General features: G+C 39.6%; 10 protein-coding genes. 6 read left to right on the top strand and 4 right to left on the bottom strand.

All coding sequences use genetic code 11. The features are described 5' to 3' along the window. The first annotated feature begins 46 nt into the window (after nucleotides 1-46). The 6 genes from ACUXV0_RS07985 (at nucleotide 47) to ACUXV0_RS07960 (ending at nucleotide 15,319) form a co-directional block, all read left to right on the top strand. On the top strand, nucleotides 47-1,318 hold the full coding sequence (locus ACUXV0_RS07985; RefSeq protein WP_446192555.1) for a hypothetical protein: 1,272 nt from the start codon (nucleotides 47-49) through the stop codon (nucleotides 1,316-1,318). Between the two features lie 109 nt (nucleotides 1,319-1,427). Beyond that, nucleotides 1,428-3,113 carry a lamin tail domain-containing protein gene (locus ACUXV0_RS07980; RefSeq protein ID WP_446192554.1) on the top strand — a complete coding sequence of 562 codons (1,686 nt, stop codon included), beginning with the start codon at nucleotides 1,428-1,430 and terminating at the stop codon, nucleotides 3,111-3,113. Between the two features lie 364 nt (nucleotides 3,114-3,477). Beyond that, entirely contained in the window at nucleotides 3,478-6,663 is a 3,186-nt protein-coding gene (locus ACUXV0_RS07975; RefSeq protein WP_446192553.1) for a SusC/RagA family TonB-linked outer membrane protein, read from the top strand. 27 nt (nucleotides 6,664-6,690) lie between these two features. After that, entirely contained in the window at nucleotides 6,691-8,385 is a 1,695-nt protein-coding gene (locus tag ACUXV0_RS07970; RefSeq protein ID WP_446192552.1) for a RagB/SusD family nutrient uptake outer membrane protein, read from the top strand. A gap of 147 nt (nucleotides 8,386-8,532) precedes the next feature. Beyond that, a complete protein-coding gene (locus tag ACUXV0_RS07965) occupies nucleotides 8,533-11,808 on the top strand; it encodes a VCBS repeat-containing protein (protein ID WP_446192551.1) in 3,276 nt (1,091 codons plus the stop codon). 43 nt (nucleotides 11,809-11,851) lie between these two features. Further along, nucleotides 11,852-15,319 carry a VCBS repeat-containing protein gene (locus ACUXV0_RS07960; RefSeq protein WP_446192550.1) on the top strand — a complete coding sequence of 1,156 codons (3,468 nt, stop codon included), beginning with the start codon at nucleotides 11,852-11,854 and terminating at the stop codon, nucleotides 15,317-15,319. A 3-nt stretch (nucleotides 15,320-15,322) separates the two neighbouring features. Here ACUXV0_RS07960 and ACUXV0_RS07955 read toward each other — a convergent pair whose 3' ends face one another. The 4 genes from ACUXV0_RS07955 to odhB all read right to left on the bottom strand — a co-directional run bounded on the left by ACUXV0_RS07955 (nucleotide 15,323) and on the right by odhB (nucleotide 21,987). Next, nucleotides 15,323-17,704, bottom strand: a complete 2,382-nt coding sequence (locus ACUXV0_RS07955) for a TonB-dependent receptor (RefSeq protein ID WP_446192549.1) — start codon at nucleotides 17,702-17,704, stop codon at nucleotides 15,323-15,325. An 8-nt stretch (nucleotides 17,705-17,712) separates the two neighbouring features. Then, on the bottom strand, nucleotides 17,713-18,816 hold the full coding sequence (locus tag ACUXV0_RS07950; protein WP_446192804.1) for a DUF4249 family protein: 1,104 nt from the start codon (nucleotides 18,814-18,816) through the stop codon (nucleotides 17,713-17,715). A 155-nt stretch (nucleotides 18,817-18,971) separates the two neighbouring features. Next, a complete protein-coding gene (lpdA, locus tag ACUXV0_RS07945) occupies nucleotides 18,972-20,378 on the bottom strand; it encodes a dihydrolipoyl dehydrogenase (RefSeq protein ID WP_446192548.1) in 1,407 nt (468 codons plus the stop codon). 67 nt (nucleotides 20,379-20,445) lie between these two features. Continuing rightward, nucleotides 20,446-21,987 (bottom strand): 2-oxoglutarate dehydrogenase complex dihydrolipoyllysine-residue succinyltransferase, encoded by a 1,542-nt coding sequence (gene odhB, locus ACUXV0_RS07940; protein WP_446192547.1) that lies wholly within the window; start codon nucleotides 21,985-21,987, stop codon nucleotides 20,446-20,448. Nucleotides 21,988-22,004 lie beyond the last annotated feature (17 nt).

Here is a 22,004-nt window from a genome sequence, read left to right as displayed (position 1 = left end):
AAGACTTATGAATATGCGAGTACTTAAAATAACAACGGTTTTATTAATGCTTTCCCCGTTGGTTTTTGCACAGCAAAAAATCGTATCAGGAACTCAAGCCTCTGAAGAGATATTGAGCACGGCTGAGCTACAAATATCGGAAACTTTTGAAGGAAATGACTGTCAGGAACGATCGTCAAATTCTGTAAAAGTGATCAATACTGTGGTGAAGGGTTCTTCTGCCGGCTGTCTTGAGGTTAAGGCCACTGACAATATCGACATTGAAGATTTCTTTGATTCTGAAAACGGCAGTAGTTTTGATGCTCAGATTGTAGCCGATTTAGGGACAGACCCAGATCCGACTCCTGATCCTGAGCCTACGCCAGATCCGGAACCTACCCCGGATCCAGACCCAACACCTGACACAGAGAAAGTCTGTGAAAACTTAGCGAACCATGGTCCGGCCAATCCTCACTTATATGCACATTCCTCTTCTAACTCTTTTGTAGGGAATCTAATAGCACTTTATGCACCGGAATACAAAATAGAAGGACTGACAGATTGGAAATTAATGAGCTCTGCTGGTTACATTAAATCAGGACATGACGAGCAGCTATTCTATTTCCAAGAGCCTTCTGACGGACAATCAAGAAATATTGTTCTGAGAACAAAGGCAGGCTGTCAGGAGTATCGTGATGTAAGGAATCAGAAAGTGATAGCCAATACACTCGAAGAAAGAATTGATTTTCAGAAGCCTTCAATGGGAACGGCCGTTCCTGCACCTATTAACGTTAACCTGATGGTGAATTCTGAACTTGAAAACAGAGGAGTTTATGATGCAATCCCGGTTTATGGGATTTACACGGATAGAGTTATAGATAATCTATCACTGAGGGTTAATGGTAAAGATTACACTCATTTTAACTTATATACTTACGATCTATTTAATTTCAGAGCAAACCCAGATAAGATGGAAAGCCCAGCTCTTTTCCCAGAGAGAAAAGACTTTGTTCTTGACATCTCCAACGATGGATGGAAATCGGCAGCCAGATATAATGTGTACAGAAATTATCAAGGAGGGCACTGGTCTACTGTGACTTCATTAACAAGACATGATAGCCGAGTGACTGTAGCTGTTCAGGGTATTAACTGGGACATGGACCAGAAACTAGTTAATATTTTTACAGGCCAGACGTATTCAAATATTCCGGAGTTCGGAAATGTGTTTGACCTGGGAACATTGGGTGATGGAGTTTATCAGTTCCAATTAAAAACGCATACTGGGGTCATGATTAATGATCGGATTATTGTAAGAGTAGAACGACCTGTAATAAACTAAAAGAGGTCAATAACGATATATTTGATAGGAGGTAATGAGAATTGCCTCCTATTTTTTTGATTAATTCTATCCAATGATTGTAGATTTATCAAGAAATTCTTGAAAGCAGTTGTTAAGCATTTTTACCAAACCAAAACTTTTTCTACTTGGCCTTATCTTTTCTTCGGCGTTAAATCTGGCGAAGGCTCAGGAGTATCATTCTCTATTAATTTCTGAAATTTTTGCAGACCCAACGCCCAGCAGAGGGTTACCAGAGAAAGAGTTTATTGAACTTTACAATAATTCTAATGACGTAATTTCACTTAAAGGTATTTCGCTGAGTTATGCGAATTCTAAAGTGGAGTTACCGGCCTATGAACTGGAGGCAGGGAAATATGTGATAGCTGCCAGGTTCAATAATGCCGAACTTTTTGAGCCCTATGGTGACGTTATATCTTTAGATAAGTTCTCATTACTTAACAGTGGTACTACATTAAAACTAGAATCAAGAACAGGAGTATTGATTCATCAAGTTTCTTATTTATCTGACTGGTATGCTACAGGAAGAGACCAGGGATACTCGTTGGAGATGATTGATTTGAATTTAGCCTGCAAAGGTGCAGATAATTGGACATCGAGTATTTCTGAACTGGGGGCTACACCGGGTAGTGTTAACTCAGTGAATGAAATTATAATTGATAATGATTCACCTTTTCTTGTCAGTTTTAATACCGAGAACAATAAGGACTACACTTTTATTTTCTCTGAAAACATAAATGGTTCTTTGGATGAAGTAAATATAGATGTTCAGGGGGCAGAAATTGAGACTCTAGGACTGTTAAATGGAAATGAAGTCCATCTCAGTTTAGAAGAGGAAATATTACCTGGCGATGTAGTACAAGTGGTTTTTGAAGGCATAGCAGATTGCGTTGGTAATTTATCAGAATTAATAAAACTGGAGTTAAGCAATGTCAAGTCAGCTGAAAAAGGGGAGGTGGTATTGTCTGAAGTTCTTTTTAACCCTAAACCAGGGGTCAGTGATTTTGTTGAAATTTATAATACTACTCAGAATCAACTTAATTTACTTGGCTTAGGTTTTGCCAAGAGAAATAGCCTAAATGAAATCGATGATTTTGAATTGATTTCTCAAAACGTAATAATTCAGCCCCATCAATTTTTATGCTTTACTGAAGATAAGATGGCTTTGATACAGGCATATCCGAAAGCAAAAGCTGAAAACATCATTGAAGTACAGAATATCCCATCTTATACAAATGAATCAGGAGATGTCGTTATTACCAATTCTGATGAAGAGATATTTGATGAATTCTCATATCATGAAGATTTTCATCACTTTTCAATTGATGATCCTGACGGGGTGTCTTTGGAAAGATTAATAAATCAGGATCAAACTGCCAGTTCTGTTTGGAGGTCAACTTCGGCTTCTGAAAATTATGCCACTCCCGGTTATTTTTTGATGAATACTACTAGTGGTTCTGATTTGCCTTTTACGCTTAAATTATCAGCACCTTATTTCACACCCGATCAAGATGGTTTAGATGAGACTTGTCATCTTCAAGTAGAATCTCTAAAAGAAGGATTACTTACTATCCATATTTATTCTACAAGTGGGAGACAGGTAAAGAGAGTAGTTACCAACCAGTATTCCAGTCAATTTTTCTCTTTTGAGTGGAATGGACTCTCAGACTTAGGAGAAGAGTTGCCCATGGGTTATTATATTGTTTCTGCGGATTTCATAAGTGAGGGCGAAACTTACAGGGATCAAAAAAAACTGCTACTCGCCAGGGCTGATTAAGCCGATTCATTGCTCTTACTATCTCACCAGAGCAAAAGGCTATTAAACGGAGGTAAAATTGACCTGACCGTTAACTAATTTTTTTTTCGAATGGTAAAACCAGCAAAATGGGTATATCAACGCCTATTTTGTGTCTATGAAATGGTTTTCGCTTCATTTTCGCCAATTTTTAATTGTCCTAGTGACACTTGGAGGCCTTTTGTCTGTTTAAAAACAATTGGCAATAGTATTTTATCTAGAAAATATTGTTTTTATTTGCCCCCTAGTTCTCTCGATTAGTATTGTTTCATGATTGAATAGTATCAAATCGTGAGTGCTACTTAAACTATCTATTTTTTATTATAACCATTTTAACCTTTAATTTATGAAAGTTAAGCTTTATCTAAAGTACTTGCTTTTGGTGACTGTGGGAGTTATGGCGACAATGAATGTTGCTTTGGCTCAGGGCAGAAAAGTGAGTGGAAAGGTTGTCGGTTCTGACGACAATTTAGGAATCCCGGGAGCTTCGGTAGTTATTCAAGGTACATCTACAGGTACTACTACTGACGTTGAAGGAAATTACTCAATTGACGTTAGAGGTAACAACGACGTATTAGTTGTTAGCTTTGTGGGTTACAACACACAAACTGTAACAGTTGGGAATCAGTCAGTGATTAACTTCACTTTAGAAACTGATGTGAACTCTCTAGAAGAGATCGTTGTGACAGGTTATCAGCAGATTCGTAAGAAAGACATTACGGGTGCGGTAACAGTAGTAGATGCTGAAGAGCTTAAAACTGTAAAATCTAGTTCATTTATCCAGAACCTTGCCGGTAGAGCGTCAGGTTTAACTGTGTCATCTTCAGGTTCTCCTGGTGATGCTACAAACGTTCGTATTCGTGGTATTTCTTCGTTTACGTCAAACGATCCTCTTTACATCATTGACGGTGTACCTGTTCAGGATAAATTCCAGAACACAATTAACCCGAATGATATCGAGTCAATCCAAGTATTGAAAGATGCTTCTGCTGCTTCAATTTACGGTTCTCGTGCATCAAATGGTGTAATTGTAATTACAACAAAGCAAGGTAAGTCTGGTAAAGCTAAATTGACTTACAATGGTTCTTACGGTATTGCTAACTCAGTAAGAGGACTTGATCAAGTTTTGAATCAATCGTCTGAATACTATGCCGAAGCTATGAGACGTAAGTTCGCTAACGACCCGGATAACATCCCTTCTTGGGCAGCAAATCCTGGAAGTCTTCCTAAGTACATTCAGCCATTCGGTGATAATGTAGATTTAAGTACTTATGACATCCTGAACAATCAAATTTCAGAGACGAATCAGGTTGGTACTAACTGGTGGGCTGAGTCTACTCGTCCTGCTAACGTTAATGATCATAGCTTAAACCTTTCTGGTGGTAATGATGCAGCTGTATTTAATATTTCAGCTTCATTCTTGAACCAAGAAGGTGTGTTGAATCACACATTCTTCAATCGTGGTACCATCAGAGCTAACTCAAACTACAAAGTTGGTAAGAGATTACGTATTGGTGAGAATATCATGTTTGCTTCAAACTGGGGTGTTGGTATTTCTACTCAAAGTGGAAACAATAATGAGCAAGGTATTCTTGGTGATATTTTTAAAGCCACTCCTGTAGTTCCTGTGTATGATATTAACGGTAATCCAGGTGGTCACCTTACTGCCCAAACTGGTAACTTTACTAACCCTACTCAGCGTTTGGAAGACAATAAAAACGCTAGAGATACTTACAGAAGATTACTTGGTAATATCTATGCTGAATTAGATATCGTAGAAGGTCTTACACTAAAGACAAACTTTGGTGCTGACGTTGGAAACGGTTTCCAGAAGTCTTTCACATTCCCTCAGCCTTATAGAGTTGAAGGTAACAAGACAGGTAACACTTTCAGAGAGAGCTGGAATCAAAGTCTATCTTGGAACTGGACTAATACTTTACAGTATAATAAGACGTTCGGTAACCATGCTGTAGCTGTTCTTGCTGGTCAGGAAGCAATCGCTAACCAATTCAGAGGATATAACGGTTCATTAGCAAACTACTTTACTACTGACGTTAACGCTTGGTACTTAAATACTGCTTTCGGTGATCCAGGTTCTCGTTCAGTTTCTTCGTTTGGTAATGAGTCTCGTTTAGCTTCTTACTTCGGTAAAGTGGATTACACTTTTGCTGATAAGTATTTATTAAGTGCGACAATCAGAAGAGATGGATCTTCAAGATTCCTATCTGATGTAAGATACGGGGTGTTCCCTGCATTCTCGGTAGGTTGGAGAATTTCTCAAGAGTCTTTCATGCAAGATCTTGCGTGGTTGTCTGACTTAAAATTGAGAGCATCATATGGTGAGGTTGGTAACCAACAAATCTCTAACTACAACTTCGCTGATATTTATGGTGGTGGTGTAGGTTCTACATTCTATGATATCAACGGTACTAACGGTGGTGTAGCTACAGGTTACTCACTTAGATCTCGTGGTAATGCAAGTACAGTATGGGAAGCAGCGATCAACAAAAACATCGGTTTAGATGCGTCATTGTTTAATAACTCAATCAACGTGGTATTAGACCTTTATGACAGATTTACAAACAACCTTCTTTACAACCCGGCACTTCCTGGAACTGCTGGTGCTGCGGCTCCACCATTTGTTAACGTTGGAGAAATGCAGAACAAAGGTTTTGACCTTGCTGTGACATACAGAAAGAACTTCAGAAACGACCTTGGCTTCAATGCTACAGTGAACTTATCTCACTACAGAAATGAAATTAAGGCGGTTGCTGGTAACACAGACAGATTCTACTCTGGAGGTTTGAATAGCCGTATTCCGAATGGTGATATCTCTGTAGTAAACAGAGTTGGATACCCTATTTCTTCATTCAACGGCTATGTAGTTGATGGTCTTATTGAGACTCAAGAAGAACTAGATATGCACACTGGAACTGGTGCTGCTTACATCGGTGGTTTGAAATTCAGAGATGTTAATAACGATGGTCAGATTAACGGCGATGATATTACTGTAATTGGTAATCCTCACCCGGACTTGACTGGTGGTGTTAATCTAGGTCTAAACTGGAAAAACTTTGACGTGAATGCATTTGTATTTGGTTCACTTGGTAACGATATCTTCACTGGATATTGGATTCAGAACTACTTCATGAACTTTAACTCTAACGTAATCAAGGATATCTTAGAGCTTGAAGGAACAGGTACTTGGCCAAAAATTAATCAATTAGATGCGTCATCTCGTAATACGTCTTCTTTCTACGTACAGGATGGTTCTTACCTACGTCTGAACAACCTTCAGATTGGTTATACTCTTCCTGTTGATGTGTCTAGCAAGGCTGGAATGTCAAAAGCGAGAATTTATGTACAAGGTCAAAACCTACTTACTCTAACAGGGTATTCTGGAGCTGATCCTGCAATTTCTAATGCTAATATTGGTAATTCGGGTAATCAGAATGACACAAGTATGGGTCTGGATAACGGTAACTATCCGTCAAACAGAATCATCAACGTAGGTGTAACCCTTGAATTTTAATAACAACTGAAAAAAGAGATATTAATAATGAAAAATGCATTAAAATTAACTGTTGTAGCTACGGCATTATTTGGCGGGCTCGTTGCATGTAACGATGCTTTTCTAGATACTCCGCCGCAGGCTGCACTTTCTAACGCTACTCTTGCTTCTGGTAAGAATGGTGTAGATGCTACTTTGATAGCAGCATACAGAAGTTTGAATGGCTGGACGCAGAACTGGAACGAGAGTGCCTGGGGTGCTGCACCATCTAACTGGGTTTTTGATAACGCTGGTGATGATGTTCATAAAGGTTCTGAGCCAGGTGATGGTGATGCCATGCTTGCATATGAGCTTTTCCAGTGGAATCCATCTGATGGAGATTTAAGAAGTAAGTTCATTGCTACTTATGAAGGTATAGCAAGATCAAACTCAGCTATCAATACTGCTTCTGAGTTTTTAGCGAACAATCCTGATGAAGCAGAATACGCAAATGGTGTAATTGGTCAGGCCACTTTCTTAAGAGGTTACTACCACTTCGAAGCGTATAAAGTATGGAAGAAAGCTCCTTACTACTTCGAAGATGATGTTGACTTCCAGAAAGCAAATGACCAGGAAATGCTTCCATTGATCATTGCTGACTTTGAGAAGGCTGCCGGTATGGTGGCTGATGACAGAGGTGGTGACGTAGGTAGAGCAGATAAAATGGTTGTTACAGCGTATTTAGGAAAAGCTAAGATGTTTGCAGGTGATTATGCTGGAGCTCTTTCGGCCTTTAATACTGTAATCAATTCAGGTAGATATAGCCTTGCAGATTGTTTCTATGATAACTTCTCTGTTGCTGGTGATAATAATAGCGAGTCTATCTTTGCTGTTCAGAATTCAGTAAATGATGGTGATGCTGATGGAGGTAACTCAAACTTCTCTGAGCGTCTGGCACTTCCTCACGGAGCTAGCCCTTACGGATGTTGTGGTTTCAAAACTCCATCATATGACCTTGCTTTTGCCTATAAAGTAGATGCTAATGGTCTTCCGATCTCTACTGTAGGTCAGTCACTTGATCTTTTAGCTGCTGGTGATGCTTCTCCTGTAGATCCACGTCTTGACTTTACTATCGGTCGTACTGGTGTTCCTTATTTAGATTGGGGTAACCACGAAGACTCATGGGTAAGAGGTCAAGGTTATATGGGATGGTATTCTCCTAAGAAAAACGGACATGCTCAAGGTGATGCTTCACTTTCTGGTTCTTGGTCTGGTGCTCAGCTTTCAAACCTTAACGTAGAACTTATGCGTTATTCTGATCTTCTTCTAATGGCTGCTGAAGCTGAAGTAGAAGTAGGAAGCTTAGAGAAGGCTAGAGAATATGTAAACATGGTAAGAGCTAGAGCAGGTAACTGTGCTCAAGGTTCTTCTGCTATTGCAGTAGATCCTTCATCTGCTGAAATTACGTGGGCTACTTATCAGGTAGGTACATATGATTCTCCTTGGTCTGATAAAGATGCTGCAAGAAATGCAGTTAGAACTGAGCGTCGTCTAGAGTTAGCTCTTGAAGGGCATAGATTCTTTGATCTTCAGAGATGGGGACAAGTAGAAAATGTTCTAGGTGAGTATTTACCTAGAGAAGCGGAATTAGTAACTGTTCTTCAGCAGGCACAAACTCCAGCTGCTAAGCATTATGCCTTCCCTCTTCCTAACACGGAAATTGAGAGATCAGGTGGAAACTTGGTACAGAACACAGGATTCTAATCCTTGTTCAATAAATAAAAACAAAAGGGACCTTCGGGTCCCTTTTGTTTTTATAAAGGGCTTCTTTTTTGATAAAAAGACTAGAACCGAAAGCTCTTAAAAGTGATGATGTTTCGTTATTTTTGAATTCTGCTTAAACCTCTTAGAATGCGATTTGGCCTATTTATTACTCTTGTTTTAATCTTTTTATCCTGTCAAAAAGATGAAGAAGAAAACAGATCCACAGTTGAAGGATCAAGCCCTTTTAAACTTATAGACGGAGCTGATAGCGGCATTGAGTTCTCAAATGAAGTAAGGGATAGAAAAGATTTTAATGTTCTTACGTATAGAAACTATTATAACGGTGGAGGAGTAGCGATTGGTGATCTGAACAATGATGGACTTAATGATATCTACTTTACGGCCAATATGAATTCTAATAAACTTTATCTCAATAAAGGTGAGATGAAGTTTGAGGATATTACAAATGCGGCAGGAGTAGGAGGTAAGGATTCTTGGAGTACCGGTGTTACTCTTGCTGATGTGAATGCTGACGGCTTGCTAGATATTTATGTTTGTTACTCTGGTGATGCCTCAAAAGAAAATAAGGAGAATGAGCTATTCATTAATAATGGAAATTTAACCTTCACAGAAAAAGCAGAGGAATTTGGACTAAATGATAAAGGCCTTTCTACACACGCGGCATTCTTTGATTATGATCTAGATGGAGATTTGGACTGCTACGTTCTGAACAATAGTTATAAGGATCCTGAAAGAATCTCACTCTATACAAGGAATAGATTTGATTATGATGCTGCCGGAGGAGATAGGTTGTACAGGAATGATAATGGTGTTTTTACCAATGTTACTGAGTTTTCAGGGATTTTTTCCAGTGATATAGGCTTTGGGCTGGGAATTTCGGTTGGAGATATTAATCATGATCTTTATCCTGATATCTATATATCAAATGACTTTTGGGAGAGAGATTATCTATATATCAATCAACAAGATGGTACGTTTAAGGAAGAATTGACCTCAAGAATGAGTTATACTTCTGTCTCTAGTATGGGCTCAGATATGGCTGATATCAATAATGATGGATCCCTGGATATTTTTAGTACAGATATGTTGCCTCCTGATAATTATCGAATTAAGGCGGCAACCAAGTTTGATGAGTATTATCAATTTGATTTAAAGTACCGAAATAGTTATTACTATCAGTTTGTTCAAAACTGTCTTCACCTAAACTCTCCTTCTGGGAAATTTACGGAATCTGCATATTTGTCAGGTGTAGGAGCTACCGATTGGAGCTGGGGAGCTCTGATTTTTGACATGAACATGGACGGTCAGAAGGACCTATTTGTTAGTAATGGTGTGTACCATGACATTACGGACTCGGACTTTGTCGAATTTATTGCTGATAGAGATCAAATCAGAAAGGTTGTAGAGGAAAAGGGTCGTTATGATTTTACAGATTTTGTGGAGTATTTGCCGCATAACCAAAGAAAAAACTATGCCTTTATCAATAAAGGGGGCTCTCAGTTTGATAATCTTTCGGAGGTTTTAAATCTAGGGCAACCAAGCTATAGTAACGGCTCAGCTTATGGTGATTTAGATAATGACGGTGATTTTGACCTGGTGGTCAATAACGTGAATATGGATGCCTTTGTGTATCAAAATACTTCCGTAGATAACGGCAAAAGTCATTTAAAGATTAAACTTAAAGGTCAAAGTAAAAATCATAAAGGTATAGGTGCTATTGTATACGCTTATCAAGGGGGCTTAGAACAAAATGCTACCAGTTTCTCTGCAAGAGGCTTTCAGAGTTCAGTTGACTCTGATATAATTTTTGGTTTCACTGATAATACTGCTTTAGATTCCTTGCGAGTGATTTGGCCTGGAGGGAAAAGCGAGTTATTGACCAGCATAGAAATAAATAAAGTTCTTGAACTACAAGAGTCTAATGCACTAGAGGATTATGTTTATCCTAAAAACGATGGTGAAGCAGTATTTGAAACTAAGCCTTCAGGAATAGTTCACAAAGAAAACCACTTTGTAGACTATGATCAGGATCGGTTAATACCTCATATGATGTCTGCTGAAGGACCAAAAATTATAAAGGGTGATGTAAATGGAGATCATCTTGACGACTTTATTCTTCCAGGTGCTGCTGGTGAGGCAGATCAGCTTTTTATAGCTTCTTCTACAGGTTTTAAAAAATCAGAGCAGTCAGCATTTGAATTAGAGAAGAAGGCTGAGATTGTATGTGGAGCCTTGTTTGATGCCGATGGAGATGGTGATTTAGACTATCTGGCGGGTACTGGAGGCAATGAGTCTACCACTGATATCAGTATGTTTACAACACGATTTTATGAGAATACTGGTGGGGGTAAGTTTGCTAAAAATGATTTAAAAGGACCAATAGCCAAAGGACAGTTTGGCTGTATCGAGACAATGGACTTTGATAATGATGGAGATCAGGATGTCTTTTTAGGAGCTAGTTCAATTCCGGGAGCCTACGGTATGACACCGAGATCTTATTTATTGAGGAACGATGGAGGCGGTAAATTCTCAGACATTACTACTAAAGATACAGGTCCGCTGGGAATGGTAAAGGATGCTGTCTGGTCAGATGTGAATGCCGATAATCTGCCTGATTTAATTGTTGTAGGAGAGTGGATGCCCATAACGGTACTTATCAATAATGGATCAAATTTAGAAAAGGGGCTTGAGGTGCCTTTGAGTCAAGGTTGGTGGAATACGATTACGGCTGCCGATTATGATGATGACGGAGATATGGATTACCTCATCGGAAACTGGGGCGATAATATGAAACTTAAAGCTTCAGATCAGCGTCCAATTAACCTGTATATCAATGATTTCGATAAGAACAGTCGACCTGATATCATCATGGAGTGGTTCTCTTTTGAGGATGAAAAGCCATATCCGTTTGCCACAAAAATGGATTTAACTACACAAATGCCTGCTTTAAAGAAGTCAATACTAAAATATCAGCAATATGCAGAGAAGCAGGTAAAAGACATTTTTGCTCCTGAAGATTTGGATAAAGCTGTCAAGAAGACTGTAACTAACTACTATACTTCTGTTTTAAAAAATACCAAAGACGGATTGGTTCTTGAAAAGCTTCAATCCAAAGCTCAATTATCACCTGTCTTTGCTATTCATGTTTCTGATATTGACAAAGATGGTATCTCTGACTATGTTTTGGGCGGTAATTATTATCGTTTAAAGCCTGAAATAGGTCGTCTTGATGGTTTTCATGGAGGATACTTCAAAGGCCTTGGTGAAGGGAAGTTCAAGTACATCGATGGTCATTCATCGGGTATAACTGTCGATGGGGAAGTCCGTGACATTCAGAAATTGAATGGAAATCTCATACTTGCCCGAAATAATGCAGAATTACTAACAGTCAAGAAAAAATAGCCCCTTTTCGTTTTAACGATTATCTATAAAAGGAAAACTAGTAATGCTAAAGAAATATATGTTCGCTGCCAGCTTGGCTTTGGTAGCGATGAGCTGCTCAAATGATAAAACCTTATTTGAGCTGGTAAGTTCTGAAGAATCAGGAATTACATTTTCTAACACTATTATTGAGAATGATTCGATCAATATCCTGGCTTTCGATTATGTCTATAATGGAGCCGGTGTAGGAATTGCGGATTTCAATGGTGATGGCTTCCAAGATATATTCTTCAGTGGGAATCAAACCAATAATAAGCTCTACCTTAATAAGGGTGATTTTGAATTTGAGGATATTACCGACTTAGCTGGGGTAGAAGGTGCAAATAAATGGTCTTCCGGTGTAGCAATTATAGATATCAATCAGGATGGGCTACAAGATATTTATGTAGCAGCCACTTCCACAAATGGTAGTGCTCCTTCACAGCGTGAGAATTCTCTTTATGTTCATCAAGGATTAAAAGATGGTAAACCCATTTTTAAAGAAATGGCCGCGGAATATGGTGTCAATGATAATGGACATTCAGAAAATGCTGTCTTCTTTGATTATGATAATGATGGCGATCTGGACCTTTATGTATTGACCAATAGAATAGACCAATACCCTAACTTATTCAGAAAGAAGTACACGGCTGGTGAGAATCCCAATACAGACAGGCTTTACCGTAATGATTTCTCCGATAGTCTCAATCACCCTGTCTTTACAAATGTATCTGTAGAAGCAGGGATTCAAACGGAAGGCTTCGGATTAGGTATCAACATTACAGATATTAATCAGGACGGCTGGAAAGACATTTATGTCACTAATGATTACGTGACCAATGACCTCATTTATATCAATAACCAGGACGGTACTTTTACCAATAAATTGGATGATTATTTGAAACACACCAGCCATTCGGCAATGGGAAACGATGTGGTAGATATCAATAATGATGGTTTAGATGATGTCATTGCCCTGGATATGGTGCCAAGAGATAACAAGCGTAAGAAGCTTTTTACTCCTCCCAATAGCTCGCAGTTTTTCCAATTTAGTGATCGCTTCAACTTCAATTATCAATATGGTAGAAATACACTTCAATTGAATAATGGAGCAGGGTTACCTTATTCAGATATTAGTTTTTATGCCGATGTAGCTGAAACTGATTGGAGCTGGACCCCTTCTGTAGCTGACTTTGATAATGATAAATTAAGGGATATGATCATTACCAATGGCTTCCCTAAAGATGTTACGGATAAGGATTTTATGGCCTACAGAGCAGAGATAGAGAACTTAGTATCTGATGAGGCTATTTTGAAAAAAATTCCGGCGATTAAGATTTCTAACTATGCCTTTAGGAATACTGGTGATTTGACCTTTGAAGATCAAACAAAGGAATGGGGAATGCTAAGGCCTTCCTTTAGTAATGGAGCCGCCTATGCAGATTTGGATAATGATGGTGATTTGGACTATATTGTTAATAATATCAATGATGTGGCTTTTGTTTATAGAAATACTTCAAGAGAAAAGTCAAATTCAAGTTTTTTAAGATTTGGCTTTAAAGGTACTGACCAGAACCAGAACGGAATAGGAGCCAGGATAGAAGCTGAATTTTTAGACGGAAGTACGTTTAGTTTTGAAAATAGTCCTTACCGAGGATATAAATCTACTGTAGAGCCTTATTGTCACATAGGCATGGGACAAGACTCAGTGCTGAAAAAACTCATGGTCATTTGGCCAAACAGGAAGGCTCAAATTTTCGAGAATCTTTCTGTAAATCAAACGATCACTCTGGATGTAGCTGATGCTGCTTTGGATTATGAAAAGCAGATGCCGTCAGAGGAGCAAATTTTCGTTTCCAAGACGATTCCTTTTAAACATACGGAAGTAGATTTCTTAGACTTTAATTTTCAGAATCTAATACCGTTCCGCTTGTCTCAAATGGGGCCGGCTTTGGCGGTAGGTGATATCAATGGGGATGATCTGGATGATGTCTATATAGGCGGTGCGGTATTCAAACAAGGCCGTTTTCTAGTACAGAATCCTGACGGAAGTTTTGACCAGCAAGGCTTACTGCCTAAGGTAGATTCATTGGACAAAATTGAGGAAGACGTGGGTGTGTTACTATTTGACGCCGATAACGATGGAGATAATGATCTTTATATTGTGAGTGGAGGAAACGAGAAGTTTCCCAAAAGAGACTCTTTCAAAGACCGATTGTTTATCAATAATGGAGATGGTGCTTTTTCAAAAGCTGAAGGAGCTCTACCTGAAATCAGCTCGGCAGGTTCATGTGTAAGGGCCGCTGATTATGATAATGATGGTGATTTGGACTTGTTCGTTTCGGGGAGAAATGTTCCATACCAGTATCCTAAACCTACAAGCAGTTATGTATTAAGAAATGACTCCCAAGACGGTACCGCTAAATTCAAGAATGTTACTAAGGAGCTGATTCCCGGCTTGGAGAATATTGGTTTAATCTGTGATGGTCTCTGGTCAGATTTTGATAATGACGGAGACTTAGACTTGATAGTGGCCGGTGATTTTATGGAAATCTCAATATTTGAGAATCAGAATGGATCGTTTAACAAACTGACAGAAACAGGACTGGAAGGTTTCAATGGAATGTGGACCAGTATCAATGGTGCTGATTTTGATCTTGACGGTGATATTGATTATATCATCGGGAATACTGGAGAAAATGCTCTTTTCAAGGGGACAAAAGAGTATCCTGTACATGTATATTCTGAGGATTTTGACGGGAATGGTGTGTATGATGTAATCCCGTTTGTCTACTTCAGAGATTCTGCAAACAATAGAATCCAAGTACCTTATAATGCACGAGAAGACTTGAATAAGCAATTGAACCCTATCAGAACTCGATTCAAAACATTTGGGGAATTTGCCGGAGCCAGAGTCGATAACGTTTTGACAGAGGCTGAGAGAGCCAAGGCTAGAAAAGATACCTATAATTATAGTTCGAATGTGTATGTTGAGAATTTGGGCGGAGGGAAATTTGAGTTAAAGAGACTTCCTACTCGTGTTCAGCTTTCAACTGTAAATGGCACGAATATTCAGGATTTTAACAAGGATGGCTACCCGGATGTACTTCTGGTAGGTAATAACTACGGCAATGAGCTACACTCAGGACGCTATGATGCCTCAAATGGTCTCCTACTTATCAATGACCAAAATGGAGGATTCAAGGTAAGCCTTCACTCAGGGTTTGTGGTTTCCGGGGATGGTAAGGCTTTGGTAAGTTATACAAACCCTCAAGGAAAAATGTCTCTTTTGGCGAGCCAAAATCAAGATTATTTGAAGGGGTTTGAGACAGAATTGAAATTAGAAATACCTCCCAAAGGAGCACATAAAGTACATTTTACAGTCAATAGCAAAGAGACAGTAAGAGAATTATACTACGGAGCCTCTTACTTGTCTCAGTCTGGCAGAGGAATTATTTTGCCTCAATCGGCCACCAATGTCAGATGGGAATAATCATTAATGATTAAAGGTGAATTTATACGCCAAAGAAACTATAGGTGCACCAAATATGGTCAGTTTATAAGGATTAAGAAGGTTTCCTTCTGATCTGAAGAAAACAGAGTAGGCATTCTTACGACCGTAAAGGTTATACACAGAAAATGCGAAGTTACCTTTAAATCGCTTCTCTCTCAGTTTTGGGTTATAGATATTCCACGCGAAATCGAGCCTATGATAGTCCGGCAATCTGGTATCATTTCTATTAAAATAGAATGGCAGTATCTGATTATTATAGGAGATATAACCCTGTGGTGAGGTAAATGGTCTACCTGTAGAGTAGGTAAATATGAATGAGAAGTCATGATGTTTACCTTGATTAATCACGAGAGAAGCATTTAGTGTATGCGGTCTATCGTAGTTAGCGGCATACCACTGACCAAAATTCACCCGTTGATCTGGTAAAGGACCTTCGTCTACAAGGTTCAATGATCGAGAATACGTATAATTCAGCCAGCCGGTTACCTCTCCTTTTTTCTTAGAGATCATAAACTCTGCACCATAGGATGTGTTTATCCCTTGTAGAATTTCAGTCTCCGGTTCTGAGTTTAATAAGAAGTCTGCACCGGGTTTGTAGTCAATAATATTGTCAGTATTTCTGTAATAAAGCTCCGTGGAAAACTCATAAACAGAGCCTGGCCAATCTTGAAAGAATCCAACTGAATAAAGCTGGCTAACCTGAGGTTTGATGTTTAAATCAGAAAGCTTCCAGCGACTAGTAGGAATAGGCGTAGTGGTATTAGATACGATCTGTAAATACTGTCTGGCCATATTATAGCCTAGCTTGATACTACTTCTGTCTGTCAAAGAATACCGCAAACCTGCTCGTGGTTCCAGACCACCATAGGTTTGTGAAATTTCACCATCACCATAAGTGATAGTCTCCACCAATGAACGGCTGTCTCGTGGCTCATTTTCAGAATACACTCTTACATCGCCGGGTCCGAGTCCCAGGAAATGAGAGTATCTTAATCCCAGAGAAAGGCTCATTTTGTTATTGACTTCAATAACATCTTCAATACTTACTCCTAATTCCAGTCCATTTTCCACAGGAGTAGCCAAGGCCAAGACGCTTTCACTGGTGCCAGGTATTAACTCACCAGGATTAATAGAATATTTCACAGCGTCTACTCCAATTTCAAAGTTATTCTTGCCAAGATAAAGGTTCAGGTTACTTTTGGCCTGCTGGTAATTGATAGATTGCTTGATTTCTACAGTATTTTCAGAGTCAATTTCTGGCAAAAGCGTACTCGGTTGATAGTATGAGCTTACCAATGTTGTTTGCAGGTTTGCTTTATCACTAAGTGCCCAAAACCATTTACCAGTCAAATTTCTTGTGCTGTATTCAAATTGAGATGAAGATGCATTGATGTTTCCTATACTCCCCAAAAGCTCTGTTTGGAAGAAATCGTAGCTATAATAGGAGGAGAGTGATAAGGTCTGTTTGCTATTGATCTGATAAAAAAGCTTTGCCGCTCCATCGGCAAACTTGGCTTTTAAGTCTTTCAATTGATCTGAAATCACAGGAAAAAGGAAGTCGTTGAAAGATCCACGACCAGCCACCATTATACCTAGTTTATTTTTGATAATCGGTACATCAAGTTTAAGCTTATTTGATACCATACTTATTCCACCTTGCATCTTGAACTTAGTCAGGTCAGGATTGGCAAGTTTGACATCTAAAACTGCAGCAGCTCTGCCACCAAACCTGGCAGGTACATTCCCTTTATAAAGGTCAAAACTAGTGACAGCTTCTGAAGGAAAGGCTGAAAACAAACCGAACATGTGCGTTGGGTTGAATATCGGGCCATCATCTAGTAAGAAAAGGTTTTGGTCTGTGGTACCACCTCTTACGTTAACACCGTTTGATGCCTCACCTACACTGGAGATTCCCGGTAACATCTGAAGACCTTTGAGGATGTCCACTTCGCCAAGAGCAGTCGGTAATTTTTCTATGGCTTTGACACTTAAAGTGCTTACTCCAAGAACTGGTCTTTTCACAGACTCAGAACCAAGACCACTTACAATAACCTCCTGAAGCTGGTTTTCTACCCTTGACATTTTAATGGCAAGATTCTCTAAAGGAAGCTTCACTGTTCTACGGTAGGGTAGATACCCAACAAAACGTGCAATTAAAACAACTTCGTTTCTGGGTAGTACAAAGGTAAATTCTCCGTTTTCATCAACGAAATCTGTCTGGTCTCCAAAGTCAATCGAAATAGTAGCTCCTATAAGAGCCTCATTATTTAAACTGTCTGTAACCGTACCTTTTAATACGTAGGTCTGTTGTGCTTTAAGCATGCTGAAAACACAAATAAAAAATAGCGTATAAATCGTTTTCATGTAGCTTTTTAGTTAATCCAGCCTTCTGGTTTGTATGGTGTTCTTGTTTCTCCTTCAATGCATGGAGCCATTGGAGGTCTTGATGTATCGGCACTGGCTGGTTCTGGCCTTGGGCTTCTTCCACCACTTAAAAGGCCGAGAAATGGAGTTTTTTCAGGGATGTCGCGTTTATCGAGCCAATAGAGTTCAGTATCTGCGGCTCCAACAATGAAATACCCGGCAACCGGAAGGTTAATATTACTTGTGCTGGATACGTTTCCTACTAATGTGACAGGTGGTGTATCTGCAAGTCCGCCGGTGGTTTGTCCCTGGCTTTGAACTAAATTCAGATAATTGTATGCCTCTTCACTTATTCTAAATTGCTGCACCTCAAGAAGAGAGCCATTTAATTGATAAATCGGAAGGTTCGCTACCAGCCTGTTGGTGATCACCTGGCCATTTGAAAACTCATCCTTCATGATGTTTACCTCACGCTGTTCTATAATCTCCCAGCATTGTCCCTCACATTGATAATCAAAAAAGCCTCTTCTGAAACGCTCTTCCCGGCAAACTCCCAGATTGTCTGTAGAACTATCTCTGTAATAATATCCGTCCACACATGTTTTACACCAGAATTGCTGTTCATATAATTTCCATTTCCACATGTAGAAATCTTTAGAATCTGCCGGGTCTGTGGTGTTTAAGTAGATTTTTTGAGAAGGTGACTCATTGCCTTCGGCATCCTTTAATCCGGTGGCATCAAATTCATGTCTTATTTCATCAATTACCGGAGGTGTAGGCATTTTTTCCAATCTAGACTGAAATATTTCACCATTAATAGTAAATGAGAGTTGGTATTCGTTACCTTCCTCTCCTCTAAATCCCTCAGGGAATCGATATTCACCTCTTTGCACCTCTATTAAATCTATGGTTTGTGAAGAATTGATGGTAAGTTGAACTTTGGCCTCTGTAATAGGGGCATAAGAAGTACTTAATGCGTCACCAACCTTTGAATTCGTCAGATTAACGAAATTACCTAGTGTTTGATCTGAGAGCACAGCCTCTACAATAATGATATCTTGAGTGCCGGTAAAGCTTTCAAGGTAAGGGTCGACGCAGGCTACGCCAACCAGCAGCAGGGCGAATGCCGCTTTTTTTAGTTTAGGTAGTAAATTAATAGTCTTAGAATGGTTTAATTAAAAACCAATATAAGCCTATATACAAAGAAAACCAGTTGTTATCGACGAATCTTAACAACCGGTCTTCAAAGTCTCTAAAACGTTCTATACTAAGAGTGTAGGGATCGATTATCTGTGGCAGCAAGTGCTGCTTCTTTTACAGCCTCCATATATGTTGGGTGAGCGTGTGAGATTCTTCCCAAATCTTCTGCACTAGCTCTAAACTCCATAGCAGTTACACCTTCAGCGATCATATCAGCTGCTCTTGCACCTATGATATGTACTCCCAAGATTTCATCAGTTGCTTTGTCGGCAAGTACTTTTACCATACCATCAGTGTCTCCACTGGCTGTGGCTCTACCCAAGGCTTTATAACTGAACTTTCCTGATTTATATGCTTTGCCGGCAGACTTAAGTTCTTCTTCAGTAGCACCTACCGAAGCCACTTCTGGCCATGTATACACTACTCCAGGAATCAGGTTATAATGGATATGCGGCTTCTGACCAAGAATCGTTTCTGCTACCAATACACCCTCTTCTTCTGCTTTATGTGCCAGCATAGCACCTCTGATCACGTCACCTATGGCATAAATACCCGGTACGTTCGTTTCCAGTGTTTTTTCATTCACGGCCACTCGACCTCTCTCATCCATCTGAACACCAGCGGCTTCTAAGTTTAGTTTATCAGTATATGGTCTTCTACCAATAGAAACCAAACAATAATCTCCACTGAAGGTAACTTGCTCGCCTTTTTTGTTTTCGGCAGTAACGATAACTTCTTTACCTTTATTTTCAATATTGGTCACCTTGGTGTCAAAATTGAATTCAGCACCAATTTGTTTTTTCAAAGATTTTTGAAGCTCTTTACCCATAGTACCATCCATGGTAGGGATCATACTACCTGCAAACTCTATGAAGGTAACTTTAGCACCTAGTCTTCCGTAAACTGAACCTAATTCTGCTCCAATTACACCAGCCCCGATTACGATAAGATGTTTAGGGATTTCTTTGAGATTCAAAGCTTCGGTAGAGGTAATGATACGCTCACCATCAAAGTTCATGAATGGAAGAATGGTAGGCTTAGAACCGGTGGCTATGATGACATTGGTACCCTTGATAGTTTCTTCTCCGCCCTCTGTTTTCTCAATTTTAACAGTGTTTTTGTCAACAAAAGAACCGAAACCATTAAAGACGGTAATTTTGTTTTTCTTCATCAAGAACTCAACACCGGCGTTCATCTTCTGAACCACGTCGTTTTTTCTGGAGATCATCGTGCTCAGGTCTGCCTTTGGAGTACCTATATTGATACCGTGATCAGCGAAATGATGCTTTGCATTATGGAAATGCTCAGATGAATCCAAAAGAGCCTTAGACGGGATACAGCCTACATTAAGACATGTACCTCCTAAAACATTATATTTTTCAATAATGGCCACTTTTTTACCAAGTTGAGCACAGCGAATAGCAGCTACATATCCTCCGGGGCCTGATCCAATAACGATTACGTCAAAATCCATTTTATATTTCTGTTTAAAACAAAAGACCTAATGAATCAGGTCTTTTGCTTAGTCTTTAAAAGTCAAATTATACCATTAATAACATTCTCATCGGATCCTCGAGGAGTTCTTTCACTCTCACTAAGAATCTTACAGAATCTTTACCGTCAATAGTACGGTGGTCATACGATAGAGCCAAATACATGATTGGTCTGATTTCTACTTGTCCATTAATAGCCACTGGTCTTTGTACAATATTGTGCATACCCAGAATAGCTGATTGAGGAGCATTGATGATAGGTGTAGAAAGCATTGACCCGAAAATACCGCCATTCGTGATCGTAAATGTACCTCCAGTCATCTCCGGAATAGTCAGTTTATTATCTCTGGCTTTAGTGGCTAATCGTACCACTTCGCTTTCAATTTCATTGAAGGTCATCCCTTCAGCATTTCTAATCACAGGTACTACCAAACCTCTTGGGGCAGAAACTGCTATTGAAACATCTACGTAATCATTATAAACGATTTCTTCACCGTCAATAAATGCATTGATATTCGGGAATTCTTGTAGTGCAATAGCACAAGCCTTCGTGAAGAAAGACATGAAGCCTAGGCCCACACCGTGAATCTCTTTGAAACGCTCTTTATAAGCTTTTCTTAAGTCCATGATAGGCTGCATATCTACCTCGTTAAAGGTAGTCAGCATAGCTGTTTCATTTTTTACTGCCACCAACCTTTTGGCAATAGTCTTACGCAAAGAAGTCATTTTTTCTCTACGCTGACCTCTGCTACCAGCTTCAGGAGCAAGAGCAGGAGCAGCAGATGCTGCAGCCGGAGCGGCTTTTGCCGGTGCAGGAGCTGACTTTTGAGCCTTCTCTGCGTCTTCTTTAGTGATACGGCCATCTACTCCCGTACCTTTTACAGATGCAGGGTCTATTCCTTTTTCTGCTAATATTTTTGATGCTGCAGGCGATGGATGTCCTGAGGCATAAGTATCATTTCCTGAAACCGGAGCGGCAGCCGGAGCATCGGTTGAAGCCGCCGGAGCAGCGGATGGTGCAGCAGAAACAGCACCTTCAGCAATAGTGGCTATAATTTCACCGATAGGCACTACAGCTCCTTCTTCTATATTCGTGGTTAAAACACCAGCAGCCGGCGATGGTAGTTCAAACGTTGCCTTGTCTGACTCCAGCTCACAGATGATTTCATCCATTTCTACTGTATCACCAGTGTTTTTATTCCAGGCACTAACAGTTACTTCCGTAATAGATTCACCTACTGCAGGGATGGTAACATCAATGGTTTTACCCGTTCCTGAAGAAGCAGCCGGGGCAGATTCTTCTTTGGCTGCGGGAGCGGCTTCCTCGGCTTTGGCCTCAGGTGCGGCTGATCCTTCGCCCTCTTCTATTTTACAGATAGGAGCACCTATTTCTAAGGTGTCACCTTCTGCGGCAATAATTCTTAAGATTCCTGATGCTTCTGCTGGTAACTCAAAGGTGGCTTTGTCAGATTCTAACTCACAAATTACCTCATCCATCTCTACAAAGTCTCCATCCTGCTTAGTCCAAGCAGCAATGGTTACCTCAGTTACAGATTCGCCCACAGAAGGCACTTTCATTTCAATTGCCATGTTTATGTCTTGTCTTT

Source organism: Jiulongibacter sp. NS-SX5 (assembly GCF_052828545.1).
Note: the sequence above shows the minus strand (reverse complement) of the source record. Positions and strands in the feature narration are given on the sequence as shown.